The 16,797-nt window shown below is 66.1% G+C and carries 17 protein-coding genes; 7 read left to right on the top strand and 10 right to left on the bottom strand.

The window, feature by feature from the left end; translation table 11 throughout:
* Window positions 1-96 precede the first annotated feature (96 nt).
* Genes OIE67_RS52945 through OIE67_RS52955 form a run of 3 tightly spaced genes read right to left on the bottom strand, consistent with a single transcriptional unit; the run spans window position 97 to window position 2,982 of the window.
* Window positions 97-672 carry a hypothetical protein gene (locus tag OIE67_RS52945; RefSeq protein WP_326634769.1) on the bottom strand — a complete coding sequence of 192 codons (576 nt, stop codon included), beginning with the start codon at window positions 670-672 and terminating at the stop codon, window positions 97-99.
* 1 nt (window position 673) lies between these two features.
* Complete coding sequence (locus OIE67_RS52950; RefSeq protein WP_326634770.1) at window positions 674-2,734, bottom strand: hypothetical protein; 2,061 nt, start codon at window positions 2,732-2,734, stop codon at window positions 674-676.
* Window positions 2,731-2,982, bottom strand: coding sequence for a hypothetical protein (locus OIE67_RS52955; RefSeq protein WP_326634771.1), 252 nt, complete (start codon window positions 2,980-2,982; stop codon window positions 2,731-2,733). Before OIE67_RS52955 ends, OIE67_RS52950 begins: the two co-directional genes overlap by 4 nt.
* Window positions 2,983-4,246: 1,264 nt before the next feature.
* On the opposite strand from OIE67_RS52955, the gene OIE67_RS52960 reads away from it, so the two are divergent.
* Window positions 4,247-4,558, top strand: coding sequence for a hypothetical protein (locus OIE67_RS52960; protein WP_326634772.1), 312 nt, complete (start codon window positions 4,247-4,249; stop codon window positions 4,556-4,558).
* A 163-nt stretch (window positions 4,559-4,721) separates the two neighbouring features.
* Here OIE67_RS52960 and OIE67_RS52965 read toward each other — a convergent pair whose 3' ends face one another.
* Together OIE67_RS52965 and OIE67_RS52970 are read right to left on the bottom strand one after the other, a co-directional pair.
* Complete coding sequence (locus OIE67_RS52965) at window positions 4,722-5,330, bottom strand: flavin reductase family protein (protein ID WP_326634773.1); 609 nt, start codon at window positions 5,328-5,330, stop codon at window positions 4,722-4,724.
* A 213-nt stretch (window positions 5,331-5,543) separates the two neighbouring features.
* Window positions 5,544-6,779, bottom strand: coding sequence for a serine hydrolase domain-containing protein (locus OIE67_RS52970; RefSeq protein ID WP_326634774.1), 1,236 nt, complete (start codon window positions 6,777-6,779; stop codon window positions 5,544-5,546).
* Window positions 6,780-7,111: 332 nt separating this feature from the next.
* On the opposite strand from OIE67_RS52970, the gene OIE67_RS52975 reads away from it, so the two are divergent.
* Window positions 7,112-7,438 (top strand): hypothetical protein, encoded by a 327-nt coding sequence (locus tag OIE67_RS52975; protein WP_326634775.1) that lies wholly within the window; start codon window positions 7,112-7,114, stop codon window positions 7,436-7,438.
* Between the two features lie 403 nt (window positions 7,439-7,841).
* A complete protein-coding gene (locus OIE67_RS52980) occupies window positions 7,842-8,408 on the top strand; it encodes a neutral zinc metallopeptidase (protein ID WP_326634776.1) in 567 nt (188 codons plus the stop codon).
* 63 nt (window positions 8,409-8,471) lie between these two features.
* On the opposite strand, the gene OIE67_RS52985 is transcribed toward OIE67_RS52980, so the two are convergent.
* The 3 genes from OIE67_RS52985 to OIE67_RS52995 all read right to left on the bottom strand — a co-directional run bounded on the left by OIE67_RS52985 (window position 8,472) and on the right by OIE67_RS52995 (window position 10,851).
* Window positions 8,472-9,527, bottom strand: coding sequence for a hypothetical protein (locus OIE67_RS52985; protein ID WP_326634777.1), 1,056 nt, complete (start codon window positions 9,525-9,527; stop codon window positions 8,472-8,474).
* Entirely contained in the window at window positions 9,524-10,021 is a 498-nt protein-coding gene (locus tag OIE67_RS52990) for a SigE family RNA polymerase sigma factor (protein ID WP_326634778.1), read from the bottom strand. Before OIE67_RS52990 ends, OIE67_RS52985 begins: the two co-directional genes overlap by 4 nt.
* Before the next feature lie 95 nt (window positions 10,022-10,116).
* Complete coding sequence (locus tag OIE67_RS52995; RefSeq protein WP_326634779.1) at window positions 10,117-10,851, bottom strand: SDR family NAD(P)-dependent oxidoreductase; 735 nt, start codon at window positions 10,849-10,851, stop codon at window positions 10,117-10,119.
* An 87-nt stretch (window positions 10,852-10,938) separates the two neighbouring features.
* Between OIE67_RS52995 and OIE67_RS53000 the strand changes: the two genes are divergently transcribed.
* The 3 genes from OIE67_RS53000 (at window position 10,939) to pafA (ending at window position 14,376) form a co-directional block, all read left to right on the top strand.
* Window positions 10,939-11,547 (top strand): TetR/AcrR family transcriptional regulator, encoded by a 609-nt coding sequence (locus OIE67_RS53000; RefSeq protein ID WP_326634780.1) that lies wholly within the window; start codon window positions 10,939-10,941, stop codon window positions 11,545-11,547.
* A 91-nt stretch (window positions 11,548-11,638) separates the two neighbouring features.
* A complete protein-coding gene (locus tag OIE67_RS53005; RefSeq protein ID WP_326634781.1) occupies window positions 11,639-12,949 on the top strand; it encodes an acyltransferase family protein in 1,311 nt (436 codons plus the stop codon).
* A 68-nt stretch (window positions 12,950-13,017) separates the two neighbouring features.
* Window positions 13,018-14,376 (top strand): Pup--protein ligase, encoded by a 1,359-nt coding sequence (gene pafA, locus OIE67_RS53010; protein WP_326634782.1) that lies wholly within the window; start codon window positions 13,018-13,020, stop codon window positions 14,374-14,376.
* A 168-nt stretch (window positions 14,377-14,544) separates the two neighbouring features.
* Here pafA and OIE67_RS53015 read toward each other — a convergent pair whose 3' ends face one another.
* Window positions 14,545-15,534 carry a hypothetical protein gene (locus OIE67_RS53015; RefSeq protein WP_326634783.1) on the bottom strand — a complete coding sequence of 330 codons (990 nt, stop codon included), beginning with the start codon at window positions 15,532-15,534 and terminating at the stop codon, window positions 14,545-14,547.
* Window positions 15,535-15,622: 88 nt separating this feature from the next.
* Here OIE67_RS53015 and OIE67_RS53020 point away from each other — a divergent pair, with 88 nt between their 5' ends.
* Window positions 15,623-15,916 (top strand): S41 family peptidase, encoded by a 294-nt coding sequence (locus tag OIE67_RS53020; protein ID WP_326645768.1) that lies wholly within the window; start codon window positions 15,623-15,625, stop codon window positions 15,914-15,916.
* Between the two features lie 207 nt (window positions 15,917-16,123).
* Here OIE67_RS53020 and OIE67_RS53025 read toward each other — a convergent pair whose 3' ends face one another.
* The gene (locus OIE67_RS53025; protein WP_326634784.1) at window positions 16,124-16,717 is read right to left on the bottom strand and encodes a hypothetical protein; all 594 of its coding nucleotides are present in this window, start codon (window positions 16,715-16,717) and stop codon (window positions 16,124-16,126) included.
* Window positions 16,718-16,797 lie beyond the last annotated feature (80 nt).

A 16,797-nucleotide genomic window follows, 5' to 3' on the forward strand; every position in this document is an offset into this window, starting at 1 on the left:
CTCATCCCTGAGGGGAATATGTCGCACATCGAAGGTTGGGGCGGAAACGCCTATGTCGGAGCCATCGCAGCATATGTCTCTTTTGCCGATCAGGTATTACGCGGCCTCAGGCGTGCAGTTGTGTGCCATTCCGTACCGGTCCCGAGCTATGTGAAGCAAGTCAGTAAGGTCCTTGACTACGTTCCGCTCCTTCGCGACCTGCGAAAGTGACGTGCCCATCCAAGGCTGATTCTTGCCGCACCGGAACAGTATGAAGGCGACGTATGGCTTGCTCCTGGGAATCCCACCCGTGTACGCGATCAAGCCCTTTCCGAGATCCGCGGGAAGCTCCGACAGCCGCGTTGATCCGAAATTCTTACGCGCGAGGTCGAGCGCTTCTTCTCCGCCGTTGATGGACCAGTTGAGCGAGAACCTGCTGTACTCGTTTCTCAACGAACACCCACCATGTGAGGCCAGAGCACCCCACTTGCTCTCCTCCAGAGGCATGGTGAGACCGCTGATGGCGCGAACCCCCTGCTGCGGTATGACTTCGCACCAGTAAGGGGCGGCGTCGATGACAGGAGTCGCCTCGGGGCTCTTCTCAGGAGGGGTCGCGGCAGGCTCCGGCGTACACCCTGCGCTGAGCGCCACCGTAAGGGTCATCCCGATGATTAGCAGAGCGCGTTTCGGCATGTCAGTAACCCCGAATGATGCCAAGATGGTCGTGGACGTCGAAGGCTGCGCTGTTGTCCATGTCCAGTCGGACCTTTTGGGTTCTCGACTCGATCTCGAAATGAAGTCGCGCCCACTCGATGAAGGCGTCATACGCCGCTGGATCAGCGATGATCTCGTCCAATGGTTTGAAGGCAGGCGGATCATCGTCTGTAGCGAAGGGCGCGCCCTTCATCTCCGCGCGTGCCTGATCGCTCAACTTGCCATGTGCCAGGGCAGCGCCGGCGATCATCTGTTCGATCATCCACATGGTCATCCCGCGCTCGGTGCTCGCCCGGTTGAGGGCCTCGTCCATGCTGAGGCCTCCTCTTATCAATTGTTCAGCCATCAGTGCCGACAGTTTCTCGAATGCCGCCGGTGTCAGCTTCTCGTGTGCTTTGTCGCCGAGGAACCCGAACCGCGTGGCGAGCTTGCCGACCGGTCCGGTCAATTCGCCCAGCACTCCGCTTACCATGCTCTTCACCTCCGCCCTGGCCTGCTCATCGCTCTTCGCCTGCGCCAGCAGAACCAGTCGTCGGGTTTCGAGCAGGTGTCCCATGAAACGTGCTTCAGGAGGCAGCAGATTCTCGATACTCCTGCCGCCGTCCCGCCTGTAGGACTCCTGGATCTTCGCCATCATCCTCTGGGCTTCCGCTCCGATCAGCGCCTTCGACGCGCCTTCGTGGCGTGCTGCGAAGAGCAGCAGTCGGTCCATGTCGGCTCTGCTGATGTCCTTGATCTCGGGATGGCGATCATCGAAGACGCCGAAGATCTGATCGATGTGAGCAGCCATGACGACACCCATAGGACCGCTGAGGAAGGACAGCCGTTCCAGCTTCGCCGGATCCTTGACTTCGAGCCTGCCGTCCTCGCCTGCTGCGAAGACGCCGTCCAGTTCCTTCTTGAGGATGACGAGCGCATCATTCGTGTACTTGAGTGATTCCTTGTCCTTGCCGCTCAACGCCTTCTGCAACAGAGCGGCGAAGGGGGCGTGGTTCCCGGTCTTGTTGAAGCCGTCCAGTCGGTCGGTGAGCAGGTACTCCATGATGGACTTCTTCCAGCCCTTGGGGGTGTGGAAGAGCAGCGCCTGCGCCGCCGGCAGCGAGTACTGCGCCGCCTGCGAAAGGTCATCGATGACGCTCGCCTTGATCGGCTCTCCTGGCTGCCCCATACGTGGTCCGCCGGGCTGCATGCTGTCACTGATTCCGAGGACGGTGGCCAGGTCCATGCTGTTGGCGTAGGGAGTTCGCGAATCGGACAACTCCTTCTGGTGCACGACCGCATCTCTGCCGACCACTTCCATGAACCGTTCGGAGAAAGGCGGCTTGCCGTCGCCGGCTCTCCAGATCAGCGCCTGAGCCTGGTAGCCGACGTAGGTCACTTCGAGCGCCTTGTGCTCCGCCCGCCCTTCCTTGACCAACTGATCCAGGTAGGCCTCTCCCATGAAGGCCTCGTTCTGGGGATCGGTGCCCTTCGCCAGTGCGGTGGACAGCAGTTTCATGACCTGCTGGACCTGCTTCACCTGCTGGGGGTCACGTGTCGAAGTGACATTGGCGCGAACTTGCAGGCCCAGTGCAGCCGGGAGCTCGGTGATGCCCTTGGCTCCCAGCCCGGCGAGAAAGGCCTTGACGAAGTCCGGGTCATTGACCCTGCCCGCGTACCTCTGCAATTCCGCCATGGCCTTTGCGTCACCACGGCCGGCGGCGATCGCCGCCTTGGCGGCCAGCGCGCCGTCAAGCTGGCCCTGGGCCTGGCGGAGCGAGTCCGGCACCGCGATGAGGGATCCTGTCGCTATGGACGCTCCAAGGGTGATTTTGTGGCGTTCTATCTCGCGGACAATGCGTTGCCGTTTGCGGAGGTCTTCAGCTTCCTGGCCGACCTGGGCGGCAAGTTTTCTGATGCGCTCCGCGGGAGTGGTGTCTAGTCCCGCGCTCGTAAGCTCCCCGTACAACTGGGAAGCGAGCTCTTCCATTTGCCTGGCGACCGCCGTGTGCCGGGCGACGAGGGTATCGAACTCCGGCAGCTTGACCCCACTGAAGCTCATCTCGTCTTCACCAGTTCATCCCTGGCCATCGCGACGGCCTGAGCGAGCAGCGCACGCAGCTCACGCTGACAGTTGTGCACTGACTGCCCGAAGCGGTCGCCCGTCGGCCCCACCCATGCTTCGGCTTCCATGAGCTGGCAGGAGGCATGCAGAGCCCACCAGTTGTCGTCGGACAGCTTCTGGATGCGTTGCACCGCTGCCTGCATGAGCTCGCGATCAGGACCAGGCATGCCGATCTCCTCGTGCAACTGTCAAGGGCCCCAACTGACGATAACCTCACCCGAGCTGATTGCCCCGCCAACCATCCGATTCGCAATTCTTGCTGGGGAATCGATCCAAACGGCGGGTTGCGTGCGTACACCTACAAAGAGCTAAGCGACCGGCTGGAAGTCGGCCTCAAGAATGGCTCCAGCACCAGTTTGAGCGCAGCCTCGACTCTCTGGCCTGCGATCGCGGAAATTCGGCCTCCAGGTCTTCTCGCTTTCGCGACGGCTCTTGATCATGTGACCGGCTTTTCCGGTTCGACCACCAGCGCCACCGCGTCAGCTTCGAACGCGGGTCCGCGGTTCGGCCAGAGGAGACGCCAGTTTATGGCTGCGCACGGCTACTGGCCTGATCTGTCCTAATCTGTCAAGCAATGATCGCTACAGTACGGCTCGCACCACCCTTCGCCCCCGTCCGTCTGCCGACCGCTACGTCGGCCGTCGTTCCGAAGGAGCGCTCCTGTGGCGTTGCGTTGTCTGTACCAGGGCAGTAGTGGGCTCACTGCGGCTCCACTGCTTGAGTTCGATCACGACATAGGAGTCTTCGCCGGTTCGCGGATGCACGCCGGCGAACACTACGTCGGCACGCTTGCTGGTCGGCGGCAGTCCGTACTTCACGAGCATCTCGACCAGATGGCTTCCGCCAGGATGGCCTCGTTGGGAGAGGCGAGTAGGTTCTCGACAGACAGCCGCAGCGCCGTCACAGATGTCCCCCAGGGCAGCACGAGAATACCCGTGCGGGTAGGGGCCTATCCGCTCCGGCCGGAGCCGTACGCATACGGACGAATGCGGAAGCCCGTCGGGCCGCATCGCTTGGTCGCCCAAAGAGTAGCGGGGGCGTCGTCTCTGGGGAACCGCAGTAGTACTCCAGCATGGTGCTCGTCATGCGGCACCTTGGCTGCAGGATCGTCCGGAACTCCGCGATCACCGGCACGCCAGACACATCCGGCTGGGCGACGTACCGTACGGACTGGCTCACAAAAAATTTTACCTAGCCCTCATTCTCAAGAACGTCCAGCAATTGCCTCATCTTTATCCCTACTTGGGCTATTTCGCCCGCGCATCTCTGGGCGGAAGAACGCACCCCGTGGAGGAAAACACGCCGAAGTTCGGGAGAAAAATTCACACCCGCCGTGGCTTGTGCGTCCGCACTCGTCCAGACGTATGTCACTGTGCTCATCAACAGGCCCGGCGTCGTCAAAAGGCCGACCCGGGATCCCCTATCTCACCTGGTAAGGGAAGGATGTGCGTGAACTCAGAAGCACGGTTCCTCGAGCTGATGCAACGCATCGGGACGCTTGAGACGAACACCCGCGCCGGCGCGGACGCCACCGCGATCGGCTTCCTTCTGGTGCTGAACGAGCTCGCCGAACTCCGCGCCGAGATCGCCAACCAGTGCACCGAGGTGCGACAGGACTCCGCCGCCCTCGGCGATGAAGTCGGCGGCCTCCGCTGGCACATGCACGACCATTTCACCGCTCTACATCGCGAAAACCTGAACTGGCTTATCACACTCCAACGACTCATCAACCTAGCCAGACAGGAAGCAACCCACAACTAAACCCATAGGCCTGGTCTGAAACCGTTCAGATCAGGCCTTTCTGAAAGATCACTTTTTTCATCACCTGACGAACGACGGCCTCTGTCTGGTCGAGACCCGCCACGGCGCCGACAGCATCTTCGCCTGGCGTTACGGCTACATCCCGCCTAGCGCTCGGCCTGGGTCAGCCGGGTTGAGGCTCCTCGTAAGGGATGCGGTTCAGGTGCAGGATTTCGCCCAGCGTGCCCCACTCGTCACCGCCGAGCTTGGTCAGCGGCCGTAGCCGCCTGGCGTCGGGGCGGCCGTTGAGGAGGTACTCCTCGTGCACCGCCGCGAAAAAGACCCGGCCGAACACAAGGGTGGAGTTTCCCATGCGCAAGGTGGTGTGGGAACGGCATTCCAGGACGACGGGAGCGGCGGCCACACGGGAGGGCCGCACGCAGCGGCTGGCTTCCCGCTCGATGCCGGCGGTGTTGAACTCGCTGACGGTCCGGGGAAAGTCGGTGGCAGTGTCGCGGATCAGGTGCAGCATCGGCTCGGGGGAGAAGTTGACCACGAACTCGCCGGTGTCCTCGACGTTGCGCAGCGAGTCCTTGCGGCCGATCGACGTGAACTGCACGATCGGCGGGTCGGTACTGGCGATGCTGAAGAACGAATGCGGGGCGAGGTTCTCCACCGCTCCATCGGGGGTGATGGTGGAGACCCAGGCGATCGGGCGGGGAACAACGACCGATGTCAGGAACCGGTAGAAAGCCGTTGGGCCTACCGCTGCGGGATCGAAGTCGACGCGCATGGCATCCAGTATCCATGCGATCACTGTTCGTATCGGCTCGGCGCGCAGGAAGAGGGTCCGCGCGTAGGACAGCGCTGTGGGTGACGGGTGCCCGCGCTGGGGCAGGGGCAGCGCCTGCGGTTCGCAATCCGGTGTTGGTGCAGGTTCGTCCGGCGCGGTCCCGGCGGATGCGCACGGCGTGACGGCATATCCGCCGGGACGGAGTTGCTTAGGTCAGAAGTATTTCGAGGTGAGGTCGGTGGTGGGCCAGGAGGACACCGTCACCTTGTTCATGTCGTCGTCGATCGTGTCGTAGTCGAGGGTGCCGCTCTCCTCGCGCCGGTTGAACAGTACGGCGTAGCTGAAGCCGTTCTGGAGCCGGGCGAGGTAGGTGAACGTGCCCGGCATCGAGCCGTTGTGCCAGGTGTTGAGGTGGCCGGTGACCTGGCGGCACCACCAGCCGCCGCCGTACCAGGAGCCGTACTCGTTGACGCCGGTCTCCGGCTTGGCCACCAGTTTGGCGATCGAGGTCGAGCTGAGCACGGTGCCCGGCCGGTCGAAGGCGAGGGTCCAGCGGACCAGGTCCACGGCGGAGGCGAGCCAGCCGCCGTTGGCGTCCTGGTTGGGCATGTTGAAGCCGCCGTAGGGGTACGGGACGGTGGTGCCGGAAGTGTCCAGGACTGTCTTGTTCGTGTACTGGGACTCGTAGGCGACTTCGCCGGGTGCGGCGTCGCTTCTGAGGCTTGCGCCGAGTCGCATGCGGGTGATGCCGAGTGGTTTGAGCAGCTTGGTCTTGATGTACGTCTCGTAGGGCTGCCCCGAGGCCTTTTCGATGATGCGGCCGAGCAGGAGGTAGCCGTAGTTGCTGTAGACCATCTTGGTGCCCGGGGCGTGGTCGAGGGGGCGGGCGGTGGCGTACCGGATGATGTCGTCGTGCCCGATCGGCAGCGGTACGTCGAGCGCGGCCGAGATGGTGTGGTCGAGCCAGAGCTGGTCCTTGGAGACGTCGCGGTCCCAGCCGCCGAGGTGCTGCATGAGACGGAGCACGGTGACCTGCTCCATCCGGGCGTCGGCCGGGGTGAGGCCGAGCAGCTGGGTGACCTTGGCCGACAGGCTCAGCTTGCCGTCCTGGACGAGGCGCATGATGGCGGCCGAGGTGATGTTCTTGCTCAGGCTGGCGATGCGGAACAGCGACGTCGGGGTGGGTACGGCCGGCGCCCTGGAGTAGTCGTCGTAGGTGTAGCCGCGTGCGAGCAGGATCTTGCCGTTCTTCATGATGGCCAGTTGGGCGGCCCTGATCCGGCGGTCCAGGACGAACTTCTTGACCGCGTTGTCGTATCCCGCCAGTTGCGTCGGTGCGGTTCCCGACGTGCGTACGACAGGGGCGGGTGGCGCCGCCTGGGCCGGTCGCGCGGCGATCAGCGTCGCCGGTGCTGCCGCGAGAAGGGCTCTGCGGGAAAGGCCGGTCACTTATGCCCCTTAGGTCACATCCGATACGTGGGTCACACATCTTACGGATGTCATGGTGTTGGGCGAAGCGGAGCGGGCGGCAGACGGCGTAACGGGCCAGTTGCACTGGTGCGGTGCTGGCGGTCTCGCTCGGAGACGGTCCGGTGGGGGCGATTAGGACGACACCCGTAGGTGAGCCGCTTCGGTCGAGCACGAAATAGAAGTGACACCCCGTTCTGGGGGCTGGAACAATCTGAGATCCGTAACACATTACTGCAACGACATGGGGAGTATCTGCGATGGCGTCGTTTATTGGATTGCGGCGATGGGCGCCGGGTCCTGAAGTGGAATTCATGACGGACGAGGGACTCGTAGATCTCCATAATCTGGCCGAGATCGAGAGGTTGACGATCTCTCCCGGAAGTTCGACGCTGACGATCGGTTTCGCCTATTATGGCGACTGGCGAGCGACCGGTGTTCAGCCGCATCCTGTCGAGTTGGAGTTCGGTGGGATCAGGAGTCTGAAGATGGAGCTTCCCGCTGACTATGAACCACGAGCGGCAACCTCTTTAGAGGGAATCTTCTATCAGGATATTTCCGGCCAAACTTGCTTCGATATAGACATGGACGAGATCCAGTGCTCGCTCGTAGCGGAGACTCTTACCCTCAGAGATGTATGAGTCGGACCCGCGCTCCCGGGTGGTTCTCGCTTCGCTTCCGTGACCTGAATGTGACGGTGAGTTTCTCCTCGTTGTAGGTCGCGATGCCGGATCATGTCTTCTCGTGAAATCAAGGGATCAAACGGGCAGGCGACTCCCTTCGGCATCGCCCAAGGCCACAACATCGCTAAGGCAGCCCATCAGCGGCTTGGTTCTGCTTGGTACGTTGGGCGGTCTGCTCGGTTGTACTCCGACGGAGGAACGGCCGCCGAGCCTCCAGGTGGCGCCCAGGAAACCGGTCGTGCACGCTGAGTTCTCAGTTTCTCCGGAAGATGCGGGGCCAACAAATCCGCTCTACCGGACGTCTCGTATCGCCAGTACGAAGTGCGAGTTACCCCGTCTGCGAGATGATGACTGGGACTCGATGCGACGCTACATGAAGAGCATGAGTGGCTGCCTCGATCGGATATGGGCGAAGCAGTTCGCCAAGATGCGTAAGACCTACAAAGCGCCTGAGCGTCGATTTCTGAAGGCGCGGATCAGCGTCAAAGCTTGTGCCGGGAAGATGCCCGCACCAGGCGCACACGGCACCTACTGCCCGGCCAACAAGACGTATTACGTACTCGCCGAGCCCGACACCTGGGGTTCCTGGAACGGGATGTGGGCCGCGCATCTCGTCGCCCACGAGCACGCTCATTACATCCAGCACCTGGCCGGCATTCTGGAATACCTGAGTGAGGTCCAGGCCGATGCGGCGAACAAGGACGAGGAGGCGCTGGCCGAGAACAGGAACGAGGACCAGGCGGGCTGCTTCGCCGCGGTCGCGCTGCGAGCGACCCGCGCCACCTTGCCGTCGTGGTCCGACTTCATGGTGATGTACAAGAGGGAGAAGGACCTCAAGGCGTACGGAGTATGGCTGGATCGTGGGTTCGGTAGCGGGCGACTCGACTCCTGCAACACGTGGACCGCGCCGCGCAAGAGCATCGGATAGGCGACGCCGGGCGCCTCGGCCCGCTACGGCGGGCCGGGGCGTGCGGCTGCTGGATATGGGGGCTCAGCGGGCGAGCTTGACTATCTTGCTCGAATACACCCCCACCGACCAGCGGGTCTGCCGGTTGGGGTGGCCTCCGCGCATCCGTACCTTGCCCGAGATGGTGATCTTCGTGCCCTTGGGGACCTTCTCGCTCCACAGCAGCGCGTTCGTGTCGTTCAGGGTCCGGTGACCGCAGACCCGTTCCCCTTGGGAGGGTTCGTCGCCGATCTGGTACGAGATGGAGAGCCGATCCACCAGATCGCCCGTACACAGGTGATCGATGCCGAAGTAGCCGCCCGGACTCGTGACCGTCAGCGCGAAGGACGACTTGCGCGGCCACACCCCCGACGCCTGGCCGGCCAGCTTCAGGGTCTCCCGCCTGGCGGGAAAGGCCTCGACCGGGTCCGGCTCGACCGGCCGGGCCGGCGGCGTGTACTCGTAGACCGCCAATGGCCAGTCGGTGGGCTGTAAGAATGTTCGGGTCGGGCATGGTTCGTCCTTCTTGCGGACGCAGCCCCAATCGGTGATGTCGAACGTGATCGTGACCTGCTCGGCCCCCTTGGGCGCGCTCACCGAGCCCAGGACCATCCGCGTTCCCTGCCTGGTCAGGCACTGCTGGAACCCGTTGCTGGACGGCTCGCCGTTCACGATGACCCGCGGTCTCGCCAGGTCGGCGGGGTTGCCCTCCGGGCACAGCGCGGCCACCTCCAACGGCTTGCCCGAGACCGGGACCGTGAGCGACGCCTTCTTCTCTCCCTTCGACTTCGCCTTGAGCGTGGCCGAGGCCAGACGGCGGTAGGCGGAGCCGTCGCCCGAGGTGAACCGGGGCGGCAGCTCAGCCGCCGGCTGGACGGCCGTCGTCGTCTCGCGCGGCGGGGCGGCCAGGCCGGGAAGGAGGAACGCGGGGATGAGGACGCCGGCGGCGGTGAGCAGGGTCACCCCTGCCACAGCAAAGGCGCGGCGGCGGTTGTCGTCGCGGATGCGCCGTTCGAGCTGGGCGATACGCCGATGGTTGTCCGGCGCGTCGGCGCTCATGTCGTCGAACAGATCACGCAGCTTGCGCAGGGCCGGCGTCATCGCCGATCTCCTTCCGTACGGGACGCCACCGCCGGCGGCGCGATCTCGGGGTCGATGCGCAGCTTGGCCAGCGCCTTGCTGCTCTGGCTTTTGACGGTGCCGATGGAGCAGTTCAGGATCTCGGCCACGACGGATTCGGGCAGGTCCTCGAAGAAGCGCAGCACCAGGACCGCCCGCTGGCGGGGCGGCAGGCGGCCCAGCGCCGCCCAGAGCACCGCCCGCTCGTCGGTCATGCCGATCTCGTCGTCCGGTACGACGGTTTCTGGCGGTGTGTCTGTCGGCAGCTCGCGCCACCATAACCGGCGCCGCCAGGACAGATGCGTGTTGACCAGGACCCGGGACACGTAGGCGTCCGGGTGCTCACCCACGCGGCCCCAGGCCCGCCACGCGCGTACCAGCGCGGTCTGCAGCAGGTCCTCGGCCTGCGTCCAGTCACGGCAGAGCAGGTACGCGGTTCGTAACAGCCGTGGCGAGCGCGCCTCGACAAATGCCACGAAATCCGCCTTGTCTCGCATCAGCCGTGCCCTTCCCGTCGTACCGGCTCCCGTAATGACCCGCTGGAGCCCGCCAACGGTTGCCCGGCAGGCGGTCAGACCTGTGCCTGGCCGCCGTCGACGAACCATTCGGCGCCGTTGACGAAGCTGGAAGCGTCCGAGGCGAGGAACGTCGCCACGGCGGCGATCTCGTCCGGGTCGGCGATTCTGCCGAGCGGCACCACCGAGGCGAGCCGGCGGTACTCCGGGCCTGCGGCGCCCTTCAGGCCAGGGGTTTCGGTCGGGCCGGGGCTCAGGACGTTCACCCGGAACTTCCGTTCCTGCGCGCTGAGCGCCCAGCTGCGCACCAGGTTGCGTACCGCCGCCTTCGACGCGCCGTAGATCTCCAGGCCAGGGCCGGCGCGCAGAGAGTTGGTGGATCCGATCACGACGATCGAGGCGCCGCCCGACAGCAGCGGCAGTGCCTTCTGGACGGTGAAGATCGTGCCTTTCACGTTCGTGCCGAAGGTGGCGTCGACGGCTTCCTCGGTGATCTCACCGAGGCGCTGCGGGACGGCGCTACCGGCGTTGGCGATCAGCACGTCGATGCGGCCGGCCTGCTCGCGTACGACCGAGTAGAGGTGGTCGAGGTCGGTCTGTACGGAGACGTCGGCCCGCACACCGGTGGCCGCCGGTCCGATCTCGGCGACGGCCGCGTCGAGCGGCTCCTGGCGGCGGCCCGTCAGGAACACCCGTGCTCCCTCCGCGGCGAACTGCTTGGCGATGGCCAGCCCGATGCCGCTGTTGGCTCCGGTGACCACCGCTACCTTGCCGGCGAGTACGTCCGTCATGATGCCCCCGATGCTGAGTTCTTTACTGGCTCGTCCAGAACGCTAATCGTTCTGGACGAGTGAGTCAAGAATGGGTAGGCTGTGTCCATGGCGCGTCCCAGGAAATTCGACGAGCAGCAGGTGCTGGACACCGCTCGGGAGCGGTTCTGGTCGGGTGGGTACGCCGCCACCCGCATGGACGACATCGCCGAGGCGACGGGACTCGGCAAGGGCAGCCTGTACGGGGCGTTCGGCGGGAAGCAGGAGCTGTTCCACCGCGTGTTCGACGACTACTGCGGTGCCGTCGTCGACGGTGTGAGCAAGCAGTTGTGCGGCAGCGACGCGGACGCCTACGCGCGGCTGTCCGCCCACGTGCACGCGGTGGCGGCCGCGACCGCGGCGGACACCGCCCGCCGCGGCTGCCTGCTGGCCAAAGGCACTGCCGAGCTGGCCGAACACGACGAGACCGTGGCCAAGCGGGCGCACGCGACCATCGAGGCGCTGCGGGCGTTACTGGAGGACGACATCGCCGCCTGCCAGCGCAACGGCGACATCGACGCGGACGCGGATCCGGGAAAGCTGGCCGCGCTGGTGCTCGCCGTCCTGCGCGGCATCGAGGCGCTGGGCAAGGCGGGAGCGAGCGAGGAGACGCTGACCGGCATAGCCGCGACGGCCCTCGCCGTACTGCCCCGCCCGCCGGCCGCCGACCGCGGTTAGAAACCGCAGGTCAGGGGGACAGGGTCAACAGCGCCTCTCGCTTCGGTGGCGAAGTGTCGCGCGATGATCCAGGTGGGCGAGGGTTGCAGTCATGCGGGGGTTGGCGGCGCTGGTGCGCGACCTGGCGGTACGTACGCCGGACAGCCGCGAGCGCGGCGTCGACCTGTGGCGCGCGCTGGCCATCTGCCTGGTGGTGTTCGGGCACTGGTTCGTCGTCGCCGTGACCTACCGGGACGGGCGGCTGGCCGGCTACAACGCGCTGGACCTCCTGCGGTGGATGGATCCGGTCACCTGGCTGTTCCAGGTGATGCCGATCTTCTTCCTGGTCGGTGGCTACGCCGCCGGCGCCTCGATGGCCTCGCACCGCGCCTCCGGAGGTGACGGCGTCGGCTGGGTGCTGAAGCGGACCGACCGGTTGCTCCGGCCGGCGACCGCGCTGTTCCTGGTGCTGCCGCTGGTGTCACTGGCCGCGATGGCAGCCGGGGTGAACAGCCAGCTGGTCGGTCACGCGGCGTGGCTGGCCTCCATTCCGCTGTGGTTCCTGCTGGCGTACCTCGTCCTGATGTTGCTCACGCCGTTGCTGCACGCGCTGCACCGCCGTGCGGGGCTCGCCGTCCCGGGCGTGATGGTGCTGCTCGTCGCCATCGCCGACCTGCTGCGCAGGGGCCTGCACGTGCCGGTCGTCGGTCTGAGCACCTATCTGCTCGCCTGGATGGCGATCTACCAGCTCGGCTTCTGCTGGCGGGACGGGCTGCTGCGGCTGAGCACCGGGAAGGCGCTCGCGGTGGTGGCCGGTGGCCTGGTCGCCCTGGTCGGGCTGACCGTGGTGGGCCCGTACCCGGTCGCCATGGTCGGGCACAACACGGCTCCGCCGACCCTGGCGCTGATGACGCTCGCCATCACGCAGATCGCCTTGATCCTGGCTCTCACGCCCGCGGCCAACCGGTGGCTTCGCCGGACCGGCCCGTGGCGCGTGGTCGTCGCGGTCAACGCGGTCATCCTGACCGTGTTCCTCTGGCACATGACGGCGGCGGCGATCGCGGCCGCGCTGCTGTATCCGACCGGGGTGCTGCGGCAGCCGCCGCCGCAGTCCGCGGCGTGGGTGCTGTGGCGCGCGCCGTGGATAGCGGCTTGCGTCCTGGCTCTCGTCGTCCTGGTCGCGCTCTTCGCGCGGATCGAACTGCGCGTGACAAGGCTGCGTTCCGTCGAACGCGATCTGTGGCGTGACGGCGCGACCGTAGGCGGATCGGTCGCCGTGGTGGCCGGGCTGCTCCTCGTCGCCGTGGCCGGCCCCGGCTACCACGGCCCGACCGGGCTCCCTTGGCGCGGGGTGCTCTTGTACCTGTGCGGCGCCGCTGTGCTGCGCGTCGCACGACGTCGCTCAGCGCCTGCGTCCTGGTGAACGGCACCCGTACCCCATCCAAGATCATCCCCACGGCGGTGCGGGACGGATCAGAGTAGTGTGAGGTGATGGATCGGCGCATCTTTGGCGTGGAGACCGAATACGGCGTCACCTGCACGTTCCGCGGCCAGCGCAGGCTGTCCCCGGACGAGGTGGCCCGATACCTGTTCCGTGGGGTCGTGTCCTGGGGCCGGTCGAGCAACGTGTTCCTGCGCAACGGCGCCCGCCTCTACCTGGACGTCGGCAGTCACCCCGAGTACGCCACCCCCGAGTGCGACAACCTGGTCGAGCTGGTCACGCACGACAAGGCGGGGGAACGCATCCTGGAGGGCCTGCGGGTGGACGCCGAGAGGCGGCTGCGCGAGGAGGGCATCTCCGGCGAGGTCTACCTGTTCAAGAACAACACCGACTCGGCCGGCAACTCGTACGGCTGCCACGAGAACTACTGCGTGGGCCGGCACGGCGAGTTCGGGGCGCTGGCCGACGTGCTGATCCCGTTCCTGGTCACCCGGCAGCTCATCTGCGGGGCGGGCAAGGTGCTGCAGACGCCGCGCGGCGCCGTCTACTGCGTGTCGCAGCGCGCCGAGCACATCTGGGAGAGCGTGTCGTCGGCGACCACCCGGTCCCGGCCGATCATCAACACCCGCGACGAGCCGCACGGCGACGCCGAACGGTTCCGCCGCCTGCACGTGATCGTCGGCGACGCGAACATGAGCGAGGCCACGATGCTGCTCAAGGTCGGCGCGACCGACCTGGTGCTGCGCATGGTCGAGGCCGGAGTCATGATGCGCGACCTGAGCCTGGAGAACCCGATCCGGGCGATCCGCGAGGTCTCCCACGACATGACCGGGCGGCGGCGGGTCCGGCTGGCGAACGGACGCGAGGCGTCGGCCCTGGAGATCCAGCAGGACTACCTGGGCAAGGCGATGGACTTCGTGGACCGGCACGGCGGCGACCCGATCACCCACCGGGTGCTGGACCTGTGGGAACGCACTTTGCGCGCGGTGGAGACCGGGGACCTGGGGCTGGTGTCCCGCGAGATCGACTGGGTCATCAAGTACCAGCTGATCGAGCGTTATCGCAAGAAGTACGATCTGCCGCTGTCGTCTCCGCGAGTGTCGCAGCTCGACCTGGCCTATCACGACGTGCATCGCAATCGGGGGCTGTTCTACCTGCTGCAGCGGCGCGGGGCCGTGGAGCGGGTGGCCGCCGATATCAAGATCTTCGAGGCGAAGTCGGTGCCGCCGCAGACGACCCGGGCGCGGTTGCGCGGTGAGTTCATCCGCAAGGCGCAGGAGAAGCGGCGCGACTTCACCGTGGACTGGGTCCACCTGAAGCTGAACGATCAGGCGCAGCGGACCGTGCTGTGCAAGGACCCGTTCCGGAGCGTGGACGAGCGAGTGGACAAGCTCATCGCGGACATGTGACCAGGCCGGCGATGAGCGTGGGGAACGAGCACCAGCTCGCTCCTCATCGACGAACGCCCACCCACCTGAGACGAGAGCACGCCTGATCTCCACAGGGCGTCCCCGCAGTTCGCCGTCAAGTAACCCTCCGCGACAGCTGAGGAGGGTCAGAGCTGCGAGGTCTGACGTCTACCAGAACGGGTCCGCGTACGGACGGTCTTTCACCCGGTCACAGATGCGCTGCAACCACGGCGGCTGAACCACCGTCAGCCGTTTTAGCGTGTTGAGAAACACCTGCCCACCAGGGCGGAACAGAGAGTTCGGCAGTAGCGGGGGCGGATCGTCGCGGCGAACGCCGGCGGGCATTCCGTATGCCGCGGGCACGAGCCGCCGTTCGTCGTGGAAGGCCAGGTACGTCCACACGTCCGCGGCCAGCGGCACCACCGCGCCCGCCTCGCACGGCCACAGCTCACCGGTCTGCGGATGCCGTGGCACCAAGGCGATCTCCGAGGTGGCGGGCAGGCCGGGCCCGGCGAGGCCGAGGTGTCGTTCGGGAAGCCCTGGAGGGAGCAGGATGTCGATCGCCCGGCGTAACGCCACGGCGACAGGCCCGTCCGGGACAACCACCCGCTCACCACCTGAAACCACCACCAGGTGTGCCAGTGCCACCGCGACGGCGGCCTCCCACTGAGGGCTCCAGTACCCACGCTGGCCGACGGGCGGCGTCCTCGGCAGTTCCTCCCAGCCCATCACCCGCTGGACGGGGCCGGCGACGGCGACGGGACGTACGGCGTCCGCCTCCAGCCACACCGCCTGCCAGAACCCGCAGTCGTCCACGCGGGTCGCCACCGGACGGCCGCATTCCGCGCAGGCGAGGTTGGGTCCGTCCTGGCCGTCCCAGCCGCAACAGCAGCCGCCCAGCCGATCCGGGATGAAGACGGTCCCACGGACGTCACCCGGCGCGATCCCGATCCGGTCCGGAGGGCCCGTGATGCAGTACGTCTGCAGCCGGACGCCATGCTCTTCCGGCTCGGGCGGCTGCAAGGGTCGCCAAGGCCGGCCGTCTCCGGGGTCCGCCGCGTACGTCCCCGGCTCCAACAGGCCGGAGAGCAGGCCATGCCCGTACTTCTGGTCAGCGTGATCGGGCAGCACCACCCGCGCCACCTTCGCGGTCACCACGGCCCCGCACCCCGCACAGGCGAAAACGACCAAGCAACCTCCCCCGCCGGAACGTTGCGATCATCGTGGCACAAATGCCGCAGCCCGGCTGCTCACCGAGTACTACGTGTTCCCCGAGACAGCCGAGCAGCTCGCCGACCTGCTGCGACGACGCCTCGCCGAGGGCGCCTACGACGTTGACGGCGCCGAGGAGCTCGCCCGGCTGGTCACCGCGGACCTGCAGTCCGTCAACGACGACAAGCACCTGAGGTTGAAGTTCCACGCCGACCCGGTGTCCCCCGGAGAGGGCGCGGCGACCTTGGAGTCCATCCGCCGGGACTTCGACACCTTGCTGGGCGGCGCACCTCGGGTGGAACTGCTCGACGGAGGGTCGCCGTGGTGAAGCCGGCGCCGATGCTGTTCCCGCTCGATCGGGCCGCCGAACCGCTGACCGCCGCGCTCACCCTGGCCTCCCGCGCCCGGGCGCTGATCGTGGACCTTCGCGACAACCGGGGCGGCGACCCGGACACCGTCGCCTTCGTCTGCAGCCACCCTCGACCACGCCCACGAACTGGCCCTCTCCCGACTGGCAGACTGACCGCCGGCAACGTCACCACCCCTCGATCACGTCGTCAATGACGTGGCGGATTTGGCTGGGTGTGCGGACTTCGATGGCGTGAGGAGGGATTCCGACCTGGTTGTAGGTGGACGCTGCCGAGGCCCAGCCGGCGCGGCGGCCGCGACGCTCCCTCTCCGCGTCGTCGATGTGCCACACGCTCGCGCGCAGGGTGAACGTGGCCGTCAACCACAGGTGGTATTCGTCACGGTGTTGGGCCAGGTGAGTGATGTAGCGAGGAAGGACGCTCTGGGCGACCGTCTCGGCCGTTTCGGCCTGGACGACGCCGTCGGTGTACTCGCCGGGAGGCTGGTGCCAGCCTTTGGCGTGCTGGTCGGTGTACTCGATGAGGTACGCGAATCGCTCGGTGATCTGATGCCCGTCCGATACGCCGGATAGGCCGGCCGTCTGCGCCGACAGCCGGGTCCAGTCGGCGATTCTGGTGTACAGCGCCTGCTGGGTCGGCGGAGCGTCGTCCTCGTGCGTTGTGGTCTCGTCGAGGTACGGCATGTTGAGCAGGGCCGCCACCTGGTGCAGCCGGTTGGGCGAAACCAGGCGGGTCCGGACGTCGATGAGATCGTTGGTCACGGCCCTCAGCGTGACAGGGGCGGCAAAGGAGCGGTCAGCAGAAGCCCAAAAGATCTTCCAAGTATCGCGGAACGGTCGGC

It is taken from the genome of Nonomuraea fuscirosea, assembly GCF_035917475.1.
GTDB classification, from domain to species: Bacteria; Actinomycetota; Actinomycetes; order Streptosporangiales; family Streptosporangiaceae; genus Nonomuraea; species Nonomuraea fuscirosea.